Source organism: Pseudoduganella umbonata (assembly GCF_014192225.1).
Lineage (GTDB): Bacteria > Pseudomonadota > Gammaproteobacteria > Burkholderiales > Burkholderiaceae_D > Rugamonas > Rugamonas umbonata.
The window spans coordinates 36,970-54,768 of record NZ_JACHXS010000016.1 but is presented as its reverse complement, the minus strand read 5'-3'; the positions used below and the strand labels follow the sequence as shown (position 1 = coordinate 54,768).

Genomic DNA, 17,799 nt, shown 5'->3' with positions numbered 1-17,799 from the left:
CGGCTGGACTGGTTGGCTGCACCGATTCGGCTGCACTTCGTGACTCCCATTGATGGCTGCCGGTGTTCCAGTACGCGCTGCCGCCGTCTCTTTCCTTCCCGCCTGCGTACCGAAAACCGCGTTATTCCGTGCGACGCAGGCACAGCTTCCATTGCTCTACCGAGTGGTCTGACCACCTTGACAAATCGGCTGGACCGAACCTACATTTTTCCACGCTCCAGCTATATTTTCTGTAGTGAACTTTCAAGCTTGTTTTTTTCGCATGCGGATGATCTAACGGCCTATAAATTGCTTATACTGGATAGGCAAAGGTACCGCTCCCATTTTTAACAAATAGCAATTTTCGGTACCAAATTTTTCATTGCTGGAAGGGAGGAAAGCGCGCAGAAAATTCTGTTTTTTTCGCATTTGGAAAACTTCATGGCACTGATTACACGGCTTGCACAGCGTTGGTCAGCGGTGCCCTGGAACGGACGCCAGATTGGTGCGGGGATGCAGCTAAGGGCATGAAATTTAACCAGTTTTTTGAGCCCAAAATTCTATGTACAATGAAGAATTCGTATGTATAATTCGCCGACGTCCCGGATGCGGCTGTAGCTTTGTGTCGCTATTTTGGGGTTCAAGTAGAGTAGGTATTGGAGAAAGCAGGCATGAATTTTAGTGATAACGGGAAGGTCAAAAAGAACTATACCGGCATCGTGGTAGTGGTTGCTTTGCACATCGTTGCTGGTTATGCGTTGGTGTCGGGCATGGGCAAACGGATCGTCACTAAAATGATCGAGCCGGTTGAAACCAAGATCATCGAAGAGGTCGCTCCGCCGCCACCGAAGGAGCTGCCACCACCGCCACCGCCGCCGGAAATGAAGGCACCACCACCGCCGTTCATTCCGCCAGTTGAAGTGAATGTGCAGCAGCCGCCGCCGCAGCAGAACGTGATCGCCAACACGACCCAGCAAAAGCCGGCAACGACCGAGCTGGCGAAAGCGGCACCACCGGCACCTCCTGCACCGCCGGCACCTCCGGCCCAGTCCGTGCGTGTTCCTGCAGTGGCTGACTTCAGCACCTGCGCGAAGCCGGAATGGCCGAAGTCGTCGCTGCGTAACGAAGAAACCGGCACGGTAACCCTGTCGTTCCTGATTGGCGTTGACGGTCGCGTTGCCGATTCCAAGATCGTGAAATCCAGTGGTTTCCGGGATTTGGACAAGGCAGCCGTGAATGGTATCGGCAAGTGCAAGTTCAAGCCGACCATGGTCGATGGCAAGCCGGAGCAGGCGTGGATGCAGATGCAATACGTCTGGACGCTGGAATAACCCGAGACAAAGTCTCATTTAGCAAGATTCGTTGTCGTTACGTTCAGCGAACTGATCTTTTATCAATTTGGAGGAAGCATGTTTAAGAATACCCGTTTGTCCGCTGTACTGGCCGCTGTGCTGTTCTCGGTGACCGCAGCAACCGCCCTGGTAAGCGCGCCGGCCATGGCCGATGCACCTGCCCCGGCCGCCGCGGACGCGCCTGCAGCGCCGGCAGCGGATGCGGCAGCAGCACCAGCAGCTGATGCAGCAGCACCGGCAGCCGACACAGCAGCCCCTGCTGCCGACGCAGCACCGGCAGCAGCTGGCGGCCACGGCGCCACGGAAGAAGTGGAAAACCCATTCGGCTTCAAGGCAGCATGGGAATCCGGCCCTGTTGCCAAAGGCACCATCATCATCATGTCGATCATGTCGATCGGCTCGTGGTACATCATCATCACCAAGCTGCTGGACCAGATGAAGATCATGCGTCAAGCACGTGAAGCTACCTCCAAGTTCTGGAAAGCATCGTCGATCGCTGCCGGCACCACGACCCTGGCTGAAGGCTCGCCATTCCGCTTCATCGCTGAAACCGGCACCAAGGCATCGGCCCACCACGACGGCGCCCTGCTGGAGCAGATCGACCTGTCGACCTGGGTGACGATGTCGATCCAGCGTTCGGTGGACAAAGTGCAATCGCGCCTGCAAGACGGCCTGTCGTTCCTGGCAACCGTTGGTTCGACCGCACCGTTCATCGGCCTGTTCGGTACGGTGTGGGGTATTTACGGTGCACTGACCGCCATCGGCATGACCGGTAACGCGTCGATCGACAAGGTTGCAGGTCCGGTCGGTGAAGCACTGATCATGACGGCATTCGGTCTGGCAGTCGCAGTTCCGGCCGTTCTGGGCTACAACTGGCTGGTGCGTCGTAACAAGACCGCGATGGAAGAAGTGCGTACCTTCGCAGCCGACGTGCACTCCGTGCTGATCTCGGGCGCGATGTCCACCGCTGACTCCGCTGCTCGCGCGAAAAAAGTAGGCTAATACCATGTCGATGTCCGTAGGCTCCGATAGCGGAGGCGAAGACCAGGTAATGTCGGAGATCAACACGACGCCCCTCGTGGACATCATGTTGGTTCTCCTGATCATCTTCCTGATTACTAGCCCGGTCGTTCTCAAACTGCAGAAAATCACGCTGCCGTCGGAGATCAACCAGGCGATCCAAACGAAGCCGGAAAATGTCAATATCGTCGTCAACAAGGACGGTGACATCTACTGGAATCAGAAGAAAATGGCGGACACTAATGAGTTGTTCGATTTTCTGAAGGTCGAGGCTGTCAAGGTCCCGCAACCCGAAGTGCACGTACGTGGCGACAAAGAAGCCAAGTACGAATCGATCGGTCGCGTGATCTTCACGACCCAGCGTGCTGGCATCCAGAAGGTTGGTTTCATCACCGAACCGCCTGACAAGATGTAAGGCCCCTGCCCGGCCGGCCGGTTTATTCACTGCCGGCCGGGCAGTCTTTGAAAAAGGAACACACCCATGAGTATGAATGTCGGTTCGGGCGGCGGTGCAGCAAACGCGGATCCGGAACCAATGATGGAAATGAACATGACACCGCTCATCGACGTGATGCTGGTGCTGATCATTATGCTGATTATTACGATTCCGAAAGCGAATCACTCGGTGAACCTGAACATGCCGGTCGGTACGCCGCCGCCATCGACGGTGGAACCGGTGGTCGTGACGATCGACGTGGACTTCGACGGCACGATCCTGTGGGATGGCCAGACCATTCCGGATCGCGCCACGCTGGAGCAGAAGCTGATGAACGTAGCGGCACAGGCTGACCAGCCGGAAGTGCACCTGCGTCCCAACAAGCTGGTCGAGTACAACGCCGTCGCAGGCGTGATGGCTGCGGCCCAGCGCCTGGGCGTCACGAAGATCGGCCTCGTCGGTAACGAGCAGTTCCAGTAAGAGTATTTACCTGGACAGTTTCGATTCCGGCATACGAAATCGCGGTACTTCGGTACCGCGATTTTTGTAAGTACGGGTAACTTTTGAAACTCAGGAGTACGGCTCTTTATTTTCCACGATAGGCAGGTTATCCTGCCTATTCTTGTTTTTTGATGAAAGATACCTCGCTTATGTCCAAGTTCCGTCTCGCCCATCTCGGCCTGGTAATGGCCGCCATCGGCTTTACCGCTGCAGCTCCCATGGCTGGCCTGGTGTCCGCTGCCCATGCTGCCGATACGGTCCGTGCCGATGTGGGCAAACCATTGCAGGAAGCGCAGCGCCTGCTCAGCAGCGGCAAGGCCCGCGAAGCGGTGGCCAAGCTGAAGGAAGCCGATGCTGTCGGCAACAAGACTGAATTCGAGAAATACCAGATCGAGCGCGTGCGTGCAGCTGCCGCATCCACCGCGGGCGATACGCCGACCGCCATCAAGGCATTCGAGACCCTGATCGCGTCGGGCCGCCTGTCCGCCTCGGAAAAGGGCAAGTTCCAGGAAGGCCTGGCCGGCATGTACTACCGCGCCAAGGACTATCCGAAAACGATCACCGCGATCCAGGGCCTGCTGAAAGACAACCCGAACAATGTGCAGATGCAGCAGCTGCTGACGCAGACCTACTTCATCAGCGGCCGCTACAACGAAGCCGCCGCCGCGCTGAAGTCGGGCAAGCAGTCCGAGGAAAGCCTGCAGATGCTGGCCAACATCCAGCTGAAGCAGAACGACAAGACCGGCTACGTGCAGACCATCGAAAAACTGGCCGGCAGCTACCCGAAAGCCAGCTACTGGGCCGACCTGCTGAACCGCGTGCAGGGCAAGCCGGGCTTCTCGCGCACGCTGGGCCTGGACCTGATGCGCCTGCGCCTGGCGCTGGGCCAGCTGAGCAAGCCTTCCGAGTACATGGAAATGGCCCAGCTGTCGCTGCAAGCCGGCAATGCGCCTGAAGCGATCGCGATCATCGACCAGGGGTACAAGAAAGGCGCGCTGGGCACCGGCACCGACGCCGCCCGCCACCAGCGTCTGAAAGACCTGGCGAGCAAGACGCTGGCCGACAACAACGCTGCCCAGGCCACGCACCAGGCTAACCTGATCAAGGAGAAGGATGCCGACGGCCTGTTCAACATGGGCTATGCGCTGGTTTCCGCTGGCAAGGCAAGCGAAGGTATTGCGTTGATGGACCAGGCAATGACGTTCGGCACGGCACGCCGTCCGGAAGAGATGAAGCTGCACTACGGCATCGCGTTGTTCAACGCCGGCAAGAAGCAGCAGGCGCTGTCGGCACTGAAGAACGTCAAGGGTACCGCCGGCGAATCCGACTTGGCACGCTACTGGACGCTGTACATCAACAATCCGAAAGTTGCCGCGTAAGCCACGCGCACTGCCGGCATTCAAAAGCGCCGCCCTGCTCCGCAGGCGGCGCTTTTTTCATTGGTACGAGCGGGCCGCTCTGGTGCGCTGCGGCATTTCCCCTGTGAATTTGTAAAACCGCCGTATAATCCCTGGTTCAGGCAAAAGATTTCATATCCATGAAGGTATTTCGCGGACTTCCCAACGCAGCGTCCCGTGCGCCTTGCGCCCTCACGATCGGCAATTTCGACGGCGTCCACCGTGGACACCAGGCATTGCTGGCCCACGTCCGTACCGCCGCCGACCGTCTTGGCCTGGAAGCGGCGGTGATGACATTCGAGCCCCATCCGCGCGAATTCTTTGCCCACAAGATGAAAGACCTGGCGAAGGCCCCGCCCCGGATCGCCAACCTGCGCGACAAGCTGGCCTCGCTCGAGACCAACGGCATCGACCGCGTCATCGTCGAACATTTCTCGGACAGCTTCGCCGCCCTTACCCCGCAGGAATTCACCGAGCGCGTGCTGGTCGATGGCCTGCACGTGAAATGGCTGATGGTTGGCGACGACTTCTGCTACGGGGCGCGCCGCGCCGGCAATGTACAGCTGCTGCATGAAGCGGGCGAGCGTTACGGCTTCCATGTCGAGACGCTGCCGACGGTGATGAACGGCACCACGCGCATCTCCAGTTCGGCGGTGCGCTCGGCGCTGGCAGATGGCGATTTTGCCCGGGCAGAGCAGTTGCTCGGTCATCCGTATTCGATTTCCGGCCACGTGATCCACGGGCAGAAACTGGGCCGCACGCTGGGCTATCCCACGCTGAACCTGCGCGTGCCCCACCGCCCGGCGCTGTCCGGCATCTTCATCGTGCAGGTGCATGGCATCGCCGACAAGCCGCTGCCGGCCGTGGCCAGCCTGGGCGTGCGCCCCACGGTGGAAGATGCCGGCCGCGTGCTGCTCGAGGTGCACATCTTCGATTTCGCCGCCAGCCTGTACGGCCAGCGCGTCAAGGTGGAATTCCTCCACAAGATCCGCGACGAAGAAAAATTCATCGATCTGCCGACCCTCACCGAGGCGATCGACCGCGACGCTGCCGAGGCGCGGACATACTTCCGCGAGCGCAGCGGTGCCGTGACGGCCACCGACCGAATTTGAGTGCCGGCGACCTGCCCCGCAGCGCTGGCCTCCCTTGCGCCGTCACTCACCCGACGCTACTGAACCGAATTACTCCATAAAGAATCACCATGTCCGAAAAACCAAAAAAGGCCGACAGCAAGGCCACCAGTAAATACGCGGTCAACATGACCGAAACCCCGTTCCCGATGCGCGGCGACCTGGCCAAGCGCGAGCCGAACTGGGTCCAGCAATGGCAGGACAAGAAGGTCTACCAGCGCATCCGCAAGGCGGCCAAGGGGCGCCCGAAATTCGTGTTGCACGACGGCCCGCCGTATGCGAACGGCGACATCCACCTGGGCCATGCCGTCAACAAGATCCTGAAGGACATCGTGGTGAAGTCGCGCACGATGGCCGGCTTCGACGCGCCCTACGTGCCGGGCTGGGACTGCCACGGCATGCCGATCGAGATCCAGATCGAAAAACTGTACGGCAAGAACCTGCCGACCGCCGAGGTGCTGACCAAGGCGCGCGCCTATGCGCTCGAGCAGATCGACCGCCAGCGCGCCGGCTTCATCCGCCTGGGCGTGCTGGGCGAGTGGGACAACCCCTACCTGACCATGGCCTATGGTAACGAGGCCGACGAGCTGCGCGCGCTGGGCAAGCTGCTGGAAAAGGGCTACGTGTACCGCGGCCTGAAGCCGGTGAACTGGTGCTTCGACTGCGGTTCGGCACTGGCCGAGGCGGAAGTGGAATACCAGGACAAGCGCGACCCGGCGATCGACGTGGGCTTCCCGTTCGCCGAGCACGACAAGATCGCGGCGGCGTTCGGCCTGCCGGCACTGCCGACCCAGACCGGCTTCGTCAACATCTGGACCACCACGCCATGGACGATCCCGTCCAACCAGGCGCTGAACGTGCACCCTGAAGTGACCTACGCGCTGGTGGAAACGTCGCGCGACGTCGATGGATCGCCATCGCCGCTGCTGCTGATCCTGGCGCAGGACCTGGTCGAGGCGGCACTGCAGCGCTACAAGCTGGAAGGCAAGGTCATCGCGACCACGACCGGCGCGAAGCTCGAAAACATCCGCTTCAAGCACCCGCTGCACGCGCGCGACGCGTTCTACGACCGCTACTCGCCGGTCTACCTGGCCGACTACGTGACGACCGATTCTGGCACCGGCATCGTCCACTCGGCGCCGGCCTATGGCCTGGAAGACTTCGTGTCGTGCCGCCAGCACGGCATGAAGGACGACGAGATCCTGACACCGGTGATGGGCGACGGCAAATACGTGTCGACGCTGCCGCTGTTCGGTGGCCTGACGATCTGGGAAGCCTCGAAGCCGATCTGCGAGGCGCTGCGCGAAGCGGGCGCGCTGTTCGAACTGAAGATGTTCGACCACAGCTACATGCACTGCTGGCGCCACAAGACGCCCATCGTCTACCGTGCCACCTCGCAGTGGTTCGCCGGCATGGACGTGCAGCCGATCGACGGCGGCTCGACCTTGCGCGAGACGGCGCTGGAAGGCATCGCCGAAACGCAGTTCTTCCCCGACTGGGGCAAGGCGCGCCTGCACGGCATGATCGCCAACCGCCCGGACTGGACGCTGTCGCGCCAGCGCCAATGGGGGGTGCCGATGGCCTTCTTCGTGCACAAGGAAACGGGCGAGCTGCACCCGCGTACGCCGGAGCTGCTCGAACAGGTGGCGCAACGCATCGAAAAGGGCGGCATCGACGCCTGGCTCGCGCTCGATCCGCAGGAAATCCTGGGCGACGACGCGGCGAACTACGTGAAGAACAAGGACACGCTGGACGTGTGGTTCGATTCGGGCATCACGCACCAGACCGTGCTGCGCGGCTCGCATGCCGAACAGTCGCACTTCCCGGCCGACCTGTACCTGGAAGGCTCGGACCAGCACCGCGGCTGGTTCCACTCGTCGCTGCTGACGTCGTCGATGCTCAATGGCCGCCCGCCGTACAAGGCGCTGCTGACGCACGGCTTCACCGTCGATGGCGAAGGCAAGAAGATGTCGAAGTCGCTGGGTAATACACTGGCGCCGCAAAAGATCTCCGACACGCTGGGCGCCGACATCCTGCGCCTGTGGGTCGCCTCGACCGACTACACCGGCGAGCTGTCGATCTCCGACGAGATCCTCAAGCGCGTGACCGAATCGTACCGCCGCCTGCGCAATACGCTGCGCTTCCTGCTGGCCAATACGTCCGACTTCGATCCGAACGCGAACGCCGTGCCGGTGCAGGACCTGCTGGAAACGGACCGCTACGCGCTGGCCAACCTGGCGGTGCTGCAGGCCTCGGTGGAAAAGCACTACGAGCAGTACGAATTCCATCCGGTCGTGTCGAAGCTGCAGAACTACTGCTCGGAAGACCTGGGCGGCTTCTACCTCGACATCCTGAAGGACCGTCTGTACACGACGGCCGTCGATTCGACGGCACGCCGCTCGGCGCAGACGGCGCTGTGGCACATCACGCAAAGCCTGCTGCGCATGCTGGCGCCGGTGTTGCCGTTCACCGTCGAGGAAGCCTGGGCCGTGTTCGCCGCCGGCGAGCAATTCGCCGCCAGCGACGAAACGATCTACACGCAGACTTTCTGGCAGTTGCCGGCCGTCGCCGATGCCGAAGCGCTGCTGGCAAAGTACGCGACGATCCTTTCCGTGCGCGCCGCGGTCACCAAGCAGCTCGAAGACCTGCGCACCTCCGGCGCGATCGGCTCGTCGCTGCAGGCCGAACTGGACATCAAGGCGGCCGGCGAGAAGTTCGCCGCACTGGCCAGCCTGGGTGACGACCTGAAGTTCGTGTTCATCACGTCGCTGGCGCAGGCCGTGGAAGTGGCGAGCGAAGCCGACGAAGCGGTCACGGTGGCCGCCTCGAAAGCGGAAAAATGCGAGCGCTGCTGGCATTACCGCGCCGACGTGGGCGCGCACGCCGAGCACCCGACGCTGTGCGGCCGCTGCCACAGCAACCTGTTCGGCGCCGGCGAAAACCGCCGCTTCGCCTGACGCAAACAAAACCGGCGGCGAGGCAGCGGTATTACCCCAAAACCGGTGACAGACACCGGTTTTTTTGAAACATTTCTTAACAACCGGTGCCTGTCACCGGTTTTCCTGAAATATTGCTAGTCCCTGCGACAAGCTGCGTTGATGGAAATATTTCCAGAAAACCGGAGCCTGTCACCGGTTTTCCTGCAACATTTCGGCGGTACCACGGACCCGACAAGAACAATGGCAAAATCCAAGAAAACCTTCTCCAGCAAACCTTCCGGCGGCGGCATGGCACCGTGGCTCGGCATCGCCGCCATCATCATCCTGGTCGACCAGCTCACCAAGATCACGATCGAAAAGCTGTTTGCCTATGGCGAGGAGCTGTACGTCACAAGTTTCTTCAACCTGGTGCTGGCATATAACAAGGGCGCGGCCTTCAGCTTCCTGTCCGACCAGGGCGGCTGGCAACGCTATTTCTTCACCGCGATCGGCATCGGCGCAGCGCTGTTCATCGTCTACCTGCTGAAGAAGCACGCGGCCCAGAAGCTGTTCTGCTGGTCGATGGCGCTGATCCTGGGCGGCGCCGTCGGCAACGTGATCGACCGGCTGGTGCATGGCCACGTGATCGACTTCCTCGATTTCCACTGGCGTGGCATCGGCCACTTCCCGGCCTTCAATGTGGCCGACACGGCGATCTGCATCGGTGCCGCGCTGCTCGTCCTCGACGAACTGCGGCGCGTGAACAAGTGACGCACATCCATCCAGGCAAGGGAGCAGCAGCATGGAACTGACCGGCAAGAAGATCGTCCTCGGCCTGTCCGGCGGGGTGGCCTGCTACAAGGCGGCGGAACTGTGCCGCGCACTGACGAAGGAAGGCGCCTCGGTGCAGGTGGTGATGACCGATGCCGCCACCCACTTCATCACGACGGTGACGATGCAGGCGCTGTCCGGCAAGCCGGTCTACACGGACCAGTGGGATGCGCGGGTCGGCAACAACATGGCGCACATCGACGTCACGCGCAATGCCGACGCGATCGTCATCGCGCCCTGCTCCGCCGACTTCATCCGCAAGCTGGCGCATGGCGCCTGCGACGACCTGCTGTCGACGATGTGCGTGGCCCGCCCGCGCCACGTGCCGCTGCTGGTGGCTCCCGCGATGAACGTGGAGATGTGGACCAACCCCGCCACCATGCGCAATGCCGCGCAGTTGCGCGAAGACGGCATCCGCATCCTCGGCCCGGCGGCAGGCGAACAGGCTTGCGGCGAAGTGGGCATGGGCCGCATGCTCGAACCCGAACAGCTGCTCGACGAGATCGTGGCGGCGTTCCAGCCGAAGCTGATGGCCGGCAAGCGCATCCTGATCACGGCCGGCCCCACGTTCGAGGCGATCGACCCGGTGCGTGGCATCACCAACCTGTCCTCCGGGAAGATGGGCTACGCGGTGGCGCGTGCCGCGCGCGAAGCCGGCGCCGAGGTCACGCTGGTCTCCGGGCCGACCGCGCTGCCGACACCCCATGGCGTCACCCGCATCGACGTGCAAAGCGCGCAGCAGATGATGGACGCGGTGAACCGCGCCATCGACGGCCAGCACATCTTCATCGCGGTGGCCGCGGTGGCGGACTGGCGGGTCGCCAATCCGAGCACGCAGAAGGTCAAGAAGACCGACGGCGAGGCAGCCGCAAAAGGCCCCGAACTGCAGTTCGAGCAGAATCCGGACATCCTCGCCACCATCGCCGCACGCACCACGCTGGCCGGCCACCCTTACTGCGTGGGCTTTGCCGCCGAATCGGAAAACCTGCTCGAATACGGCTCGGCCAAGCGCGAGCGCAAGGGCATTCCCCTCCTGGTCGGCAACATCGGCCACCACACGTTCGGCCAGGACGACAACACGATCGTGCTGTTCGACGAGCATGGCCACACGATCCTGCCGCAGGCACCGAAACTGACGCTGGCACGCCAGCTGATCTCCGAAATCTCGAAACGCACCAGCAAGCACTCGCTGTTCCAATAACATGAAAACCATCGACGTAAAAATCCTCGACCCGCGCATGCACGAGCTGATGCCGGCCTACGCCACGCCCGGCAGCGCCGGCCTCGACCTGCGCGCCTGCATCGACGCACCGCTGACGATCGAGCCTGGCCAGACCGTGCTGGTCCCCACTGGCCTGGCAATCCATATCGGCGATCCGGGCTATGCGGCGATGATCCTGCCGCGCAGCGGCATGGGTCACAAGAACGGCATTGTTCTGGGGAATCTGGTAGGCTTGATCGACTCCGATTACCAGGGCCAGCTGATGGTCTCGACGTGGAACCGTGGCCAGAACGCTTTCACGCTGCAAGCGATGGAACGCCTGGCCCAGCTGATCGTCGTGCCCGTACTCCAGGTGGGCTTCAACGTGGTGGAGGAATTCGGTGCCAGCGAGCGGGGCGAAGGAGGCTTCGGCAGCACCGGCAAGCATTAAGAATCAACCAGGAAGGAAATATGGCAGGAACCGTCGCAACCGTCAGCGCAACTTCGCACCCCACTTCATTCTCATCCGCGCGGCCCGGCATATTGCTGGCGTCGATCGCGACGGCCCTGCTGCTGTCGGCCTGCGCGACGCCCCCGGCGCCTTCCTCCCGTTCCACCGTTCCTGTCCAGCCGGCACCCGCCGACGAAGCGCAGCCCGTCACGCCGCGCATGCAGGCCGCACGCGCGGCGCTCGACACGATGACCACCCAGCAGGACCGGCTGTACCGCGTGGCCGCGCCGCTGCTGATCAATAACGTCGACCTGTGCCGCACCGCGGCACGCGGCCTGCTGGGCTTCACGGCAAAGAACAAGTGGTCCTACCCGGGCGAATACGCCGATGCCGCGGCCGCCGTGCTGGGTTACGACGACGTGCTGCGCGTTTCCGGCGTGCTGGCCGGCAGCGGCGCCGCCCGCGCCGGCCTGCGCAAGGGCGACCAGCTGGTCGCCGCCGACGGCAAGGCGCTGCCGACCGGCCCGGGTGCCGAGACGGCAGCCTCCGGCGTGTTCGCCCCGCTGGTCTCCGGCCGCACGCAACTGTCGATGACGATCGGCCGCGATGGCAAGACGCAGGTGCTGAAAGTTCCTGTGACGCGCGCCTGCGCGATGCGCGTGGACCTGGGCAATGCCGACAACGTGAATTCCTATGCCGACGGCGGCCGCATCGCGGTCACGCGCGGCATGATCAATTTCGCCGGCGGCGACGAGGCGATCGCCTACGTGCTGGCCAAGGACATCGCCCACAATGTGCTGGGCCATGCCGCGGTGGCGCGCAATACGGCCGCCGTCGCGGCCATCATCGACAATGTCACGCGCGTGCAGCCCGACCAGGCGCTGCTGGCCGGCACCGCCAACGTGAAGCCGCTGGCGGCCAACCTGGAAGTGGCGGCCGACACGCTGGCGCTGTACATGCTGGCCCGCGCCGGCTATGGCGTCGAACGCTACAAGGCGTTCTGGCAGCGGCTGGCGGCGCAGTATCCGGCGTCGGTCCCGAACGGCTACATGGCGGTGCATCCGAACCTGGCGCCGCGGCTGGCCGCGATCGACAGGGTGGTGGCCGACATCAAGGCCAAGCAGGCCGCCAAGAAACCGCTGGTGCCGTGATGCCGCGTGCCGCCGTGCCTGTCTTGGGAATGCTGTGCACCCTGTGCCTGTTGTGCGCCTTGCCGACGCTGGCGCATGCCGTGACGTGGACAAAGGCCGGCAACACGAAGGACAGCCGGGTGTATATCGACAAGGCGTCGATCAGCAAGAGCAAGACGGGCATTGAGAACGGGCGCCGCGCCTGGACGCTCGAATCGTTCGGCAAGCCGCAGACCGCGCCGGACGGCAAGCAGTACCTGTCCGTGAAGGCACTGCACCTGTACGACTGCACGGAGCGCAGCGTGACGCTGCAATCGCAGACGTTCTATCCCGAGGCGATGGCCAAGGGCGAAGCGGTGGGCACCTACAAGTTCGAAGCCTTCGATGCCGAGCAGGTGACCGAGGGCAGCCGCTATGCCGCCGCAATGAACACCGTGTGCGGCAAAGGCACGGCGAAGGCGCCGGCAGCGAAAACCGCGCCGTAGTATAGTCCGGCCATGGACAGCATCGATCTCGAAGTACTCAAGACCAGCGCCGCGTGGATCGCGGCCGGGCACCGCTGCGAACTCGTCACCGTGATCCGCACATGGGGCTCGAGCCCCCGCCCGGTCGGCGCCACGCTCGCCATCTGCGACGACGGCCGCGTCGTCGGTTCCGTTTCCGGCGGCTGCATCGAGGACGACCTGATCGACCGCGTGCGGCGCGAAGGCATCACGCGCGAACTGCCGGAAATCGTCAGCTACGGCATCACCGCCGACGAAGCGCACCGCTTCGGGCTGCCGTGCGGCGGCACCATCGAACTGGCCCTCGAACCGCTGTCGGCGGCAAGCCGCATCGCCGAACTGCTCGACCGGCTGGAGCAGCACCAGCTGGTGGAGCGCCGGCTCGACCTGCGCACCGGCGCCGTGCGGCTCGACCGCGCCGTCGCCGGCAACGTGCTGACCCGCACGGACGAAGAGCTGGTCACCCAGCACGGCCCGCGCTGGCGGCTGCTGATCATCGGCGCAGGACAACTGTCGCGCTTCGTCGCGCAGATCGCCACCGCGATGGATTACCACGTGACCGTCTGCGATCCGCGCGAGGAGTACCGCTCCGGCTGGACACTGCCCGACGTGCGCCTGGTGCATGCGATGCCGGACGACCTGGTCGTCGACATGCGGCTGGACCGGCGCAGCGCCGTGATCGCGCTGACCCACGATCCGAAGCTGGACGACCTGGCCTTGATGGAAGCGCTGAAATCCGAAGCGTTCTACGTCGGCGCGATCGGCTCGCGCGCCAACAATGCCAAGCGGCGCGAACGGCTGCTGCAGTTCGACCTGACCGAAGCGCAGCTGGCCCGGCTGCATGGGCCGGTCGGCCTGTACATCGGCAGCAAGACACCTTCCGAGATCGCCATTTCGATCCTGGCCGAGATGACGGCGGTGAAGAACGGCGTGCCGTCGTCGCTGCAGGTCAACCACGCCGCCGCACTCGAGGCGCCGGGCGGCAATGTCTGTGCCGCCGAATTCGACAGCAAGATCCGGGCAGCGTAGCTCTCGCCCCGCGGCGACAATCGCCACCACAATCAAGACCACAGTCGCATCTACGGTCCAGCTTGTGTCCACCCCGGTGCCAGGCACGGAAGTGGACACGGGCTCAGCCGTATTATCGGTCTTACTAAAGACGATTCGGTCTTACTAAAGACGAACCCGTATCAACAAACGTGCCTGACCCCGTGGTGACACGGGCTGAACAATAACGACAAGTGCCATGTCCACCGCCAACCTGTTTCGCCTCATCCTGCTCGCGTCCATCTGGGGCGGCTCGTTTCTGTTCATGCGCATCGCCGCGCCCGTGCTGGGGCCTGCGGTACTGATCGAATACCGCGTGGTATTCGCCGCGCTGTTCCTGGCGGCGATCGCGCTGCTGATGAAGAAGCCGCTGGACTGGAAGCGCCACTGGAAACACTACGTCATCCTCGGTTTCTTCAATTCCGCGCTGCCGTTCCTGCTGTTCGCATGGTCGGCGCGTACCCTGTCCGCTTCCGTGCTGGCCGTGCTGAATGCCACGGCTCCCATGTGGGGCGCCCTGATCGGGGCGGTATGGCAGCGGCAGATGGTGAGCGCGCGCGTGCTGCTGGGAATCGTGCTGGGCACCGCCGGCGTGGCGCTGCTGGTCGGCTTCGACCACGTCAGCTCGCGCGAAGGCGCCGGGCTGGCCATCGCCGCGGCGCTGTTCGCATCGTTCAATTACGGCATCGCCAGCACGTACGCCAGGGCGGCGCCGGCCGTCGAGCCGTTCGCCAACGCGCACGGCAGCATGTGGACGGCGGCGCTGCTGGTCCTGCCCTCGCTGCTGTTCTTCCCCGCTCCCGGTGAGCCGACCGCCGGCATCATGGCCGCCGCCGTCGCGCTCGGTGTGCTGTGCAGCGGCGTTGCCTATCTGCTGTACTACGGGCTGATCCGGGATGTCGGCGCGACGTCGGCGCTGACCGTCACCTTCATCAGTCCCCTGTTCGGCATCCTGTGGGGCGCGCTGTTCCTGCAGGAAGTGGTGGGCTGGTACACGGTGGCCGGCGCCGCCATCGTCATTGCCGGCACCGCGCTCGTCACCGGCTACCGGCCGAACTTCGGCGCCAGGGCGAAGCCGGCGTGAACCTGCCCCGCACGATATCGCTGCCGCCCGGCTACCGCCTGGGGGACGTACTGGCGTTTCACCGCCGCGATGCGGAAAGCACGGCCGAGGTCGTCGGGCCGGCGTCGCTGCGCAAGGGCGTCATGCTGGACGGCGTGCCCGTCGTGCTGGCGGCCGACTTCTCCCCCTCCGCAGCCGCCTGCACCGCGCAGGTCGATGGTGCCGTCTCCGCCGCGCTGGAGCGCCGGATCGACGAAGCCTTCCGCAGCATCCTTGGCTTGCGCATCGATCCGGATCCCTTCTGCGCTTTTGCCGCCACCGATCCGCTGTTCGGTGCCCTCGTGCGCCGCCAGCCGGGCTTGCGGATCGTGCAATCGGCCACCGTATTCGAAGCCCTCACATGGGCCATCATCGGCCAGCAGATCAACCTGCCCTTTGCGATCGCATTGCGCCGCACGTTCATCGTGCTGGCCGGGCGGCAGCACTCCAGCGGGCTGTGGTGCTACCCGGAAGCCGCGGACGCGGCCCGCCTCGCTCCCGAGGATCTCACGGGGCGCAAGTTTTCGCGCGCGAAAGCGGAAACGCTGCTGCGCTTCGCCGGCCTCGTCGCCAGCGGCGAACTCGATCTCGAACCGGGCCCGGCCAACGCCATCGAACAGATCGGCCAGCGCCTGCTGGCCATCAAGGGCATCGGCCCCTGGACCGTCAATTACGGCCTGCTGCGCGGCTATGGCCATGCCGACTGTTCGCTGCACGGCGACGTGGCCATCCGCGCCGCCCTGCAGCGCCTGCTCGGCGAAGACGGCAAGCCTGACATTCGCCGCACCGAGCAGATCTTGCAACAGTATCAACCGCACCGTACGATGGCGGCGGCTCACCTGTGGGCCAGCCTGGCCCTACCCGACGACAGCGCCTGACCCTGAACGAGCAACGCAGCGCTTGACCCTCTCGCAACGTCAGGCTTGACGATGGCCTTACCGAAGAGGAGCTGACGATGCTGAAGATTGGACAACTGGCGAAACACGCGGGCCTGACGGTCCGTGCCCTGCACCATTACGACGACATCGGCCTGCTTCGCCCTTCGGTCCGTACCGATGCCGGCTACCGGCTGTATCACCGCGACGACGTGGCACGCCTGCAGCAGATCCAGGCGCTGCGTCAACTCGGCATGCCGCTGGCCGACATCGGACATTTCCTCGCCCATTCCGGCACTTCCCCGCTCGCCATTGTCGAGCGCCAATTGGCCGCGCTGCAAAAACAGATCGACGAAGCGGCCCGCATGCATGCGCATTTAACGGCGCTGCACGCGCGGCTGGCACGGGGCGAACGACCGGAATTGGCCGAATGGCTGTCCACACTGGAGCAAATGAAAATGTACGAGCAATATTTTTCCAAGGAAGAACTGGCAAACCTGCGCATGGTCCACGACGATGAATGCCGCGCCGAATGGGCAGCATTGGTTGCAGAGGTTGGAAATATCATGGCGGCTAAAACATTGCCGACCAGCCTGGAAGCCAAGCAATTGGGGCTGCGCTGGATGACGATGCTCGACCGCGATACGGGCGGCGATGCGTCGCTGATTGCCCGGCTCGATTCGATGCACGTCAACGACCCGGCAATTCAAGAGAGTACCGGCATCAGTTCGGCAATGCGCGATTATATTGCCGAGATAATGGGCGAAATAAAACTCGACACATGGGCAAAATACCTGTTGCCGTCGGAAGTGGAGCGCATGCGCCGCCACCAGCGTTCCCGTGGCAAGGAATGGCATCCTTTATTCGAATCGATCCGTGCCCAATTCCAGGCCGATCCGGAAGGCATTATGCCGGAGTCGACAGCGGTGGCACGTCAAAAGCATGCATTATTCCGGGACATGGTTGGCGATAACCCGGAAACGATCAACCGGTTCCGTGCCGCCCTTGAGAACGAACCCGTCCTTCACGTGGCACGCGGCATGACAAACGAGATGATCGCATGGCTGCACAAGGTGGAATCATGCCAGAAAGTAGCATGAACAGACCAGATTGAAGCTTAAATGGGGCTCTCAGCGCCCCATGCTGCGCGGGCAGCCGGCCATCTTCGGCTGCCCCGTGCCTTCCGTCAGCTTGTCAGGGTAATAAAGGCAATAGGTCCCAAATGCGGTCTCACCTGGTAGATCGGCTTGCGCGCGCCCGGCGCGCTGAATTCGGAAATACGGGCTGCCTCATACCATTTCAGCGGCACCGCCAGTCTGGCTTCCGTGAATGCCCTGGTCATGACCGCTTCCATCGAGCCGGATGCAGGTCCATATGCCTGCGTTTCATTGGCGGGGCGCGCTTCCCGATCCGCTTTGCCCGCCTGTTTTACCAGGCTGTCGATATTGAAGCGGATACTTTCATCGAACGGATCGGCCGCTGCGATGGCGGGCACAGTTTCAGGTGGCGGTAGTGAAGGAGACTCGATCGGGGTCGCCTCGGTCATGGTCTTTTCCCGCGGCGGTTTGACGACGGGAATCCGCGCCGGTTCCGGTATTTTCATCGCCGGTTTCGGCAGCGGCGGGAGAATAAACCGCAGCTGCGAATAACGCGTCGCTGCGGCTTTTTCGGTACCGGCCTGTTCGATCGATAGCAGATACAGGAAACAGGCATGCAGGCCCAGCACTGCTGCCAATCCTGCTAGGGAATGAACGCGGCGCGTCGCTACCATCATGCCAGCCACCTCGATTTACGAAATAGCAATTGTACAGATGAGACCCGAAAATAGCTGACTGGAAAAGGACATTCACGATGGTGGGTCTGGCTTGACGGAAACTAAACCAGGCCGAACGGCGAATGGTCGATGAGCGCGACAGTTCCTGCGCT

17 protein-coding genes are annotated in these 17,799 nt (G+C 63.0%); 16 read left to right on the top strand and 1 reads right to left on the bottom strand.

What is annotated here, in order from left to right:
* Positions 1-650: 650 nt before the first annotated feature.
* The 16 genes from FHS02_RS29335 (at position 651) to FHS02_RS29260 (ending at position 16,973) form a co-directional block, all read left to right on the top strand.
* Positions 651-1,310: an energy transducer TonB gene (locus FHS02_RS29335; RefSeq protein ID WP_137314331.1), complete on the top strand. Its 660-nt coding sequence runs from the start codon at positions 651-653 to the stop codon at positions 1,308-1,310.
* A gap of 78 nt (positions 1,311-1,388) precedes the next feature.
* Positions 1,389-2,333, top strand: a complete 945-nt coding sequence (locus tag FHS02_RS29330) for a MotA/TolQ/ExbB proton channel family protein (RefSeq protein ID WP_175424818.1) — start codon at positions 1,389-1,391, stop codon at positions 2,331-2,333.
* 4 nt (positions 2,334-2,337) lie between these two features.
* Positions 2,338-2,766 (top strand): ExbD/TolR family protein, encoded by a 429-nt coding sequence (locus tag FHS02_RS29325; protein ID WP_130187905.1) that lies wholly within the window; start codon positions 2,338-2,340, stop codon positions 2,764-2,766.
* Between the two features lie 66 nt (positions 2,767-2,832).
* Positions 2,833-3,267 (top strand): ExbD/TolR family protein, encoded by a 435-nt coding sequence (locus FHS02_RS29320; protein WP_183444272.1) that lies wholly within the window; start codon positions 2,833-2,835, stop codon positions 3,265-3,267.
* Positions 3,268-3,437: 170 nt separating this feature from the next.
* Complete coding sequence (locus tag FHS02_RS29315) at positions 3,438-4,667, top strand: tetratricopeptide repeat protein (protein ID WP_229422699.1); 1,230 nt, start codon at positions 3,438-3,440, stop codon at positions 4,665-4,667.
* Positions 4,668-4,825: 158 nt separating this feature from the next.
* Complete coding sequence (locus FHS02_RS29310) at positions 4,826-5,797, top strand: bifunctional riboflavin kinase/FAD synthetase (protein ID WP_137314332.1); 972 nt, start codon at positions 4,826-4,828, stop codon at positions 5,795-5,797.
* Between the two features lie 89 nt (positions 5,798-5,886).
* Positions 5,887-8,772, top strand: a complete 2,886-nt coding sequence (gene ileS / locus FHS02_RS29305; protein ID WP_137314333.1) for an isoleucine--tRNA ligase — start codon at positions 5,887-5,889, stop codon at positions 8,770-8,772.
* Positions 8,773-8,994: 222 nt separating this feature from the next.
* Positions 8,995-9,504 (top strand): signal peptidase II, encoded by a 510-nt coding sequence (gene lspA / locus FHS02_RS29300; protein ID WP_137314334.1) that lies wholly within the window; start codon positions 8,995-8,997, stop codon positions 9,502-9,504.
* 31 nt (positions 9,505-9,535) lie between these two features.
* Complete coding sequence (gene coaBC, locus FHS02_RS29295; protein WP_137314335.1) at positions 9,536-10,765, top strand: bifunctional phosphopantothenoylcysteine decarboxylase/phosphopantothenate--cysteine ligase CoaBC; 1,230 nt, start codon at positions 9,536-9,538, stop codon at positions 10,763-10,765.
* 1 nt (position 10,766) lies between these two features.
* Positions 10,767-11,216 carry a dUTP diphosphatase gene (gene dut / locus FHS02_RS29290; protein WP_137314336.1) on the top strand — a complete coding sequence of 150 codons (450 nt, stop codon included), beginning with the start codon at positions 10,767-10,769 and terminating at the stop codon, positions 11,214-11,216.
* Between the two features lie 20 nt (positions 11,217-11,236).
* Entirely contained in the window at positions 11,237-12,367 is a 1,131-nt protein-coding gene (locus FHS02_RS29285; protein ID WP_137314337.1) for a M48 family metallopeptidase, read from the top strand.
* On the top strand, positions 12,367-12,831 hold the full coding sequence (locus FHS02_RS29280; protein WP_137314338.1) for a surface-adhesin E family protein: 465 nt from the start codon (positions 12,367-12,369) through the stop codon (positions 12,829-12,831). Before FHS02_RS29285 ends, FHS02_RS29280 begins: the two co-directional genes overlap by 1 nt.
* Positions 12,832-12,843: 12 nt before the next feature.
* Positions 12,844-13,878, top strand: coding sequence for an XdhC family protein (locus FHS02_RS29275; protein WP_137314339.1), 1,035 nt, complete (start codon positions 12,844-12,846; stop codon positions 13,876-13,878).
* A 217-nt stretch (positions 13,879-14,095) separates the two neighbouring features.
* Positions 14,096-14,980, top strand: coding sequence for a DMT family transporter (locus FHS02_RS29270; RefSeq protein ID WP_137314340.1), 885 nt, complete (start codon positions 14,096-14,098; stop codon positions 14,978-14,980).
* Between the two features lie 2 nt (positions 14,981-14,982).
* A complete protein-coding gene (locus FHS02_RS29265; protein WP_137317468.1) occupies positions 14,983-15,876 on the top strand; it encodes a DNA-3-methyladenine glycosylase 2 in 894 nt (297 codons plus the stop codon).
* A 77-nt stretch (positions 15,877-15,953) separates the two neighbouring features.
* Positions 15,954-16,973, top strand: a complete 1,020-nt coding sequence (locus FHS02_RS29260) for a MerR family transcriptional regulator (RefSeq protein WP_137314341.1) — start codon at positions 15,954-15,956, stop codon at positions 16,971-16,973.
* An 86-nt stretch (positions 16,974-17,059) separates the two neighbouring features.
* Here the strand turns inward: FHS02_RS29260 and FHS02_RS29255 are convergent, their stop codons facing one another.
* Positions 17,060-17,647: a hypothetical protein gene (locus tag FHS02_RS29255; protein WP_137314342.1), complete on the bottom strand. Its 588-nt coding sequence runs from the start codon at positions 17,645-17,647 to the stop codon at positions 17,060-17,062.
* Positions 17,648-17,799: the final 152 nt, after the last annotated feature.

What these genes read in the sequence shown, in the direction of transcription:
- coaBC (WP_137314335.1), top strand. Translation starts at nt 9,536, where the DNA reads ATGGAACTGACCGGCAAGAAGATCGTCCTCGGCCTGTCCGGCGGGGTG.
- FHS02_RS29280 (WP_137314338.1), top strand. Translation starts at nt 12,367, where the DNA reads ATGCCGCGTGCCGCCGTGCCTGTCTTGGGAATGCTGTGCACCCTGTGC.
- FHS02_RS29335 (WP_137314331.1), top strand. Translation starts at nt 651, where the DNA reads ATGAATTTTAGTGATAACGGGAAGGTCAAAAAGAACTATACCGGCATC.
- dut (WP_137314336.1), top strand. Translation starts at nt 10,767, where the DNA reads ATGAAAACCATCGACGTAAAAATCCTCGACCCGCGCATGCACGAGCTG.
- FHS02_RS29270 (WP_137314340.1), top strand. Translation starts at nt 14,096, where the DNA reads ATGTCCACCGCCAACCTGTTTCGCCTCATCCTGCTCGCGTCCATCTGG.
- FHS02_RS29255 (WP_137314342.1), bottom strand. Translation starts at nt 17,647, where the DNA reads ATGATGGTAGCGACGCGCCGCGTTCATTCCCTAGCAGGATTGGCAGCA.
- FHS02_RS29275 (WP_137314339.1), top strand. Translation starts at nt 12,844, where the DNA reads ATGGACAGCATCGATCTCGAAGTACTCAAGACCAGCGCCGCGTGGATC.
- FHS02_RS29325 (WP_130187905.1), top strand. Translation starts at nt 2,338, where the DNA reads ATGTCGATGTCCGTAGGCTCCGATAGCGGAGGCGAAGACCAGGTAATG.
- lspA (WP_137314334.1), top strand. Translation starts at nt 8,995, where the DNA reads ATGGCAAAATCCAAGAAAACCTTCTCCAGCAAACCTTCCGGCGGCGGC.
- FHS02_RS29315 (WP_229422699.1), top strand. Translation starts at nt 3,438, where the DNA reads ATGTCCAAGTTCCGTCTCGCCCATCTCGGCCTGGTAATGGCCGCCATC.
- FHS02_RS29310 (WP_137314332.1), top strand. Translation starts at nt 4,826, where the DNA reads ATGAAGGTATTTCGCGGACTTCCCAACGCAGCGTCCCGTGCGCCTTGC.
- FHS02_RS29285 (WP_137314337.1), top strand. Translation starts at nt 11,237, where the DNA reads ATGGCAGGAACCGTCGCAACCGTCAGCGCAACTTCGCACCCCACTTCA.
- FHS02_RS29330 (WP_175424818.1), top strand. Translation starts at nt 1,389, where the DNA reads ATGTTTAAGAATACCCGTTTGTCCGCTGTACTGGCCGCTGTGCTGTTC.
- ileS (WP_137314333.1), top strand. Translation starts at nt 5,887, where the DNA reads ATGTCCGAAAAACCAAAAAAGGCCGACAGCAAGGCCACCAGTAAATAC.
- FHS02_RS29260 (WP_137314341.1), top strand. Translation starts at nt 15,954, where the DNA reads ATGCTGAAGATTGGACAACTGGCGAAACACGCGGGCCTGACGGTCCGT.
- FHS02_RS29320 (WP_183444272.1), top strand. Translation starts at nt 2,833, where the DNA reads ATGAGTATGAATGTCGGTTCGGGCGGCGGTGCAGCAAACGCGGATCCG.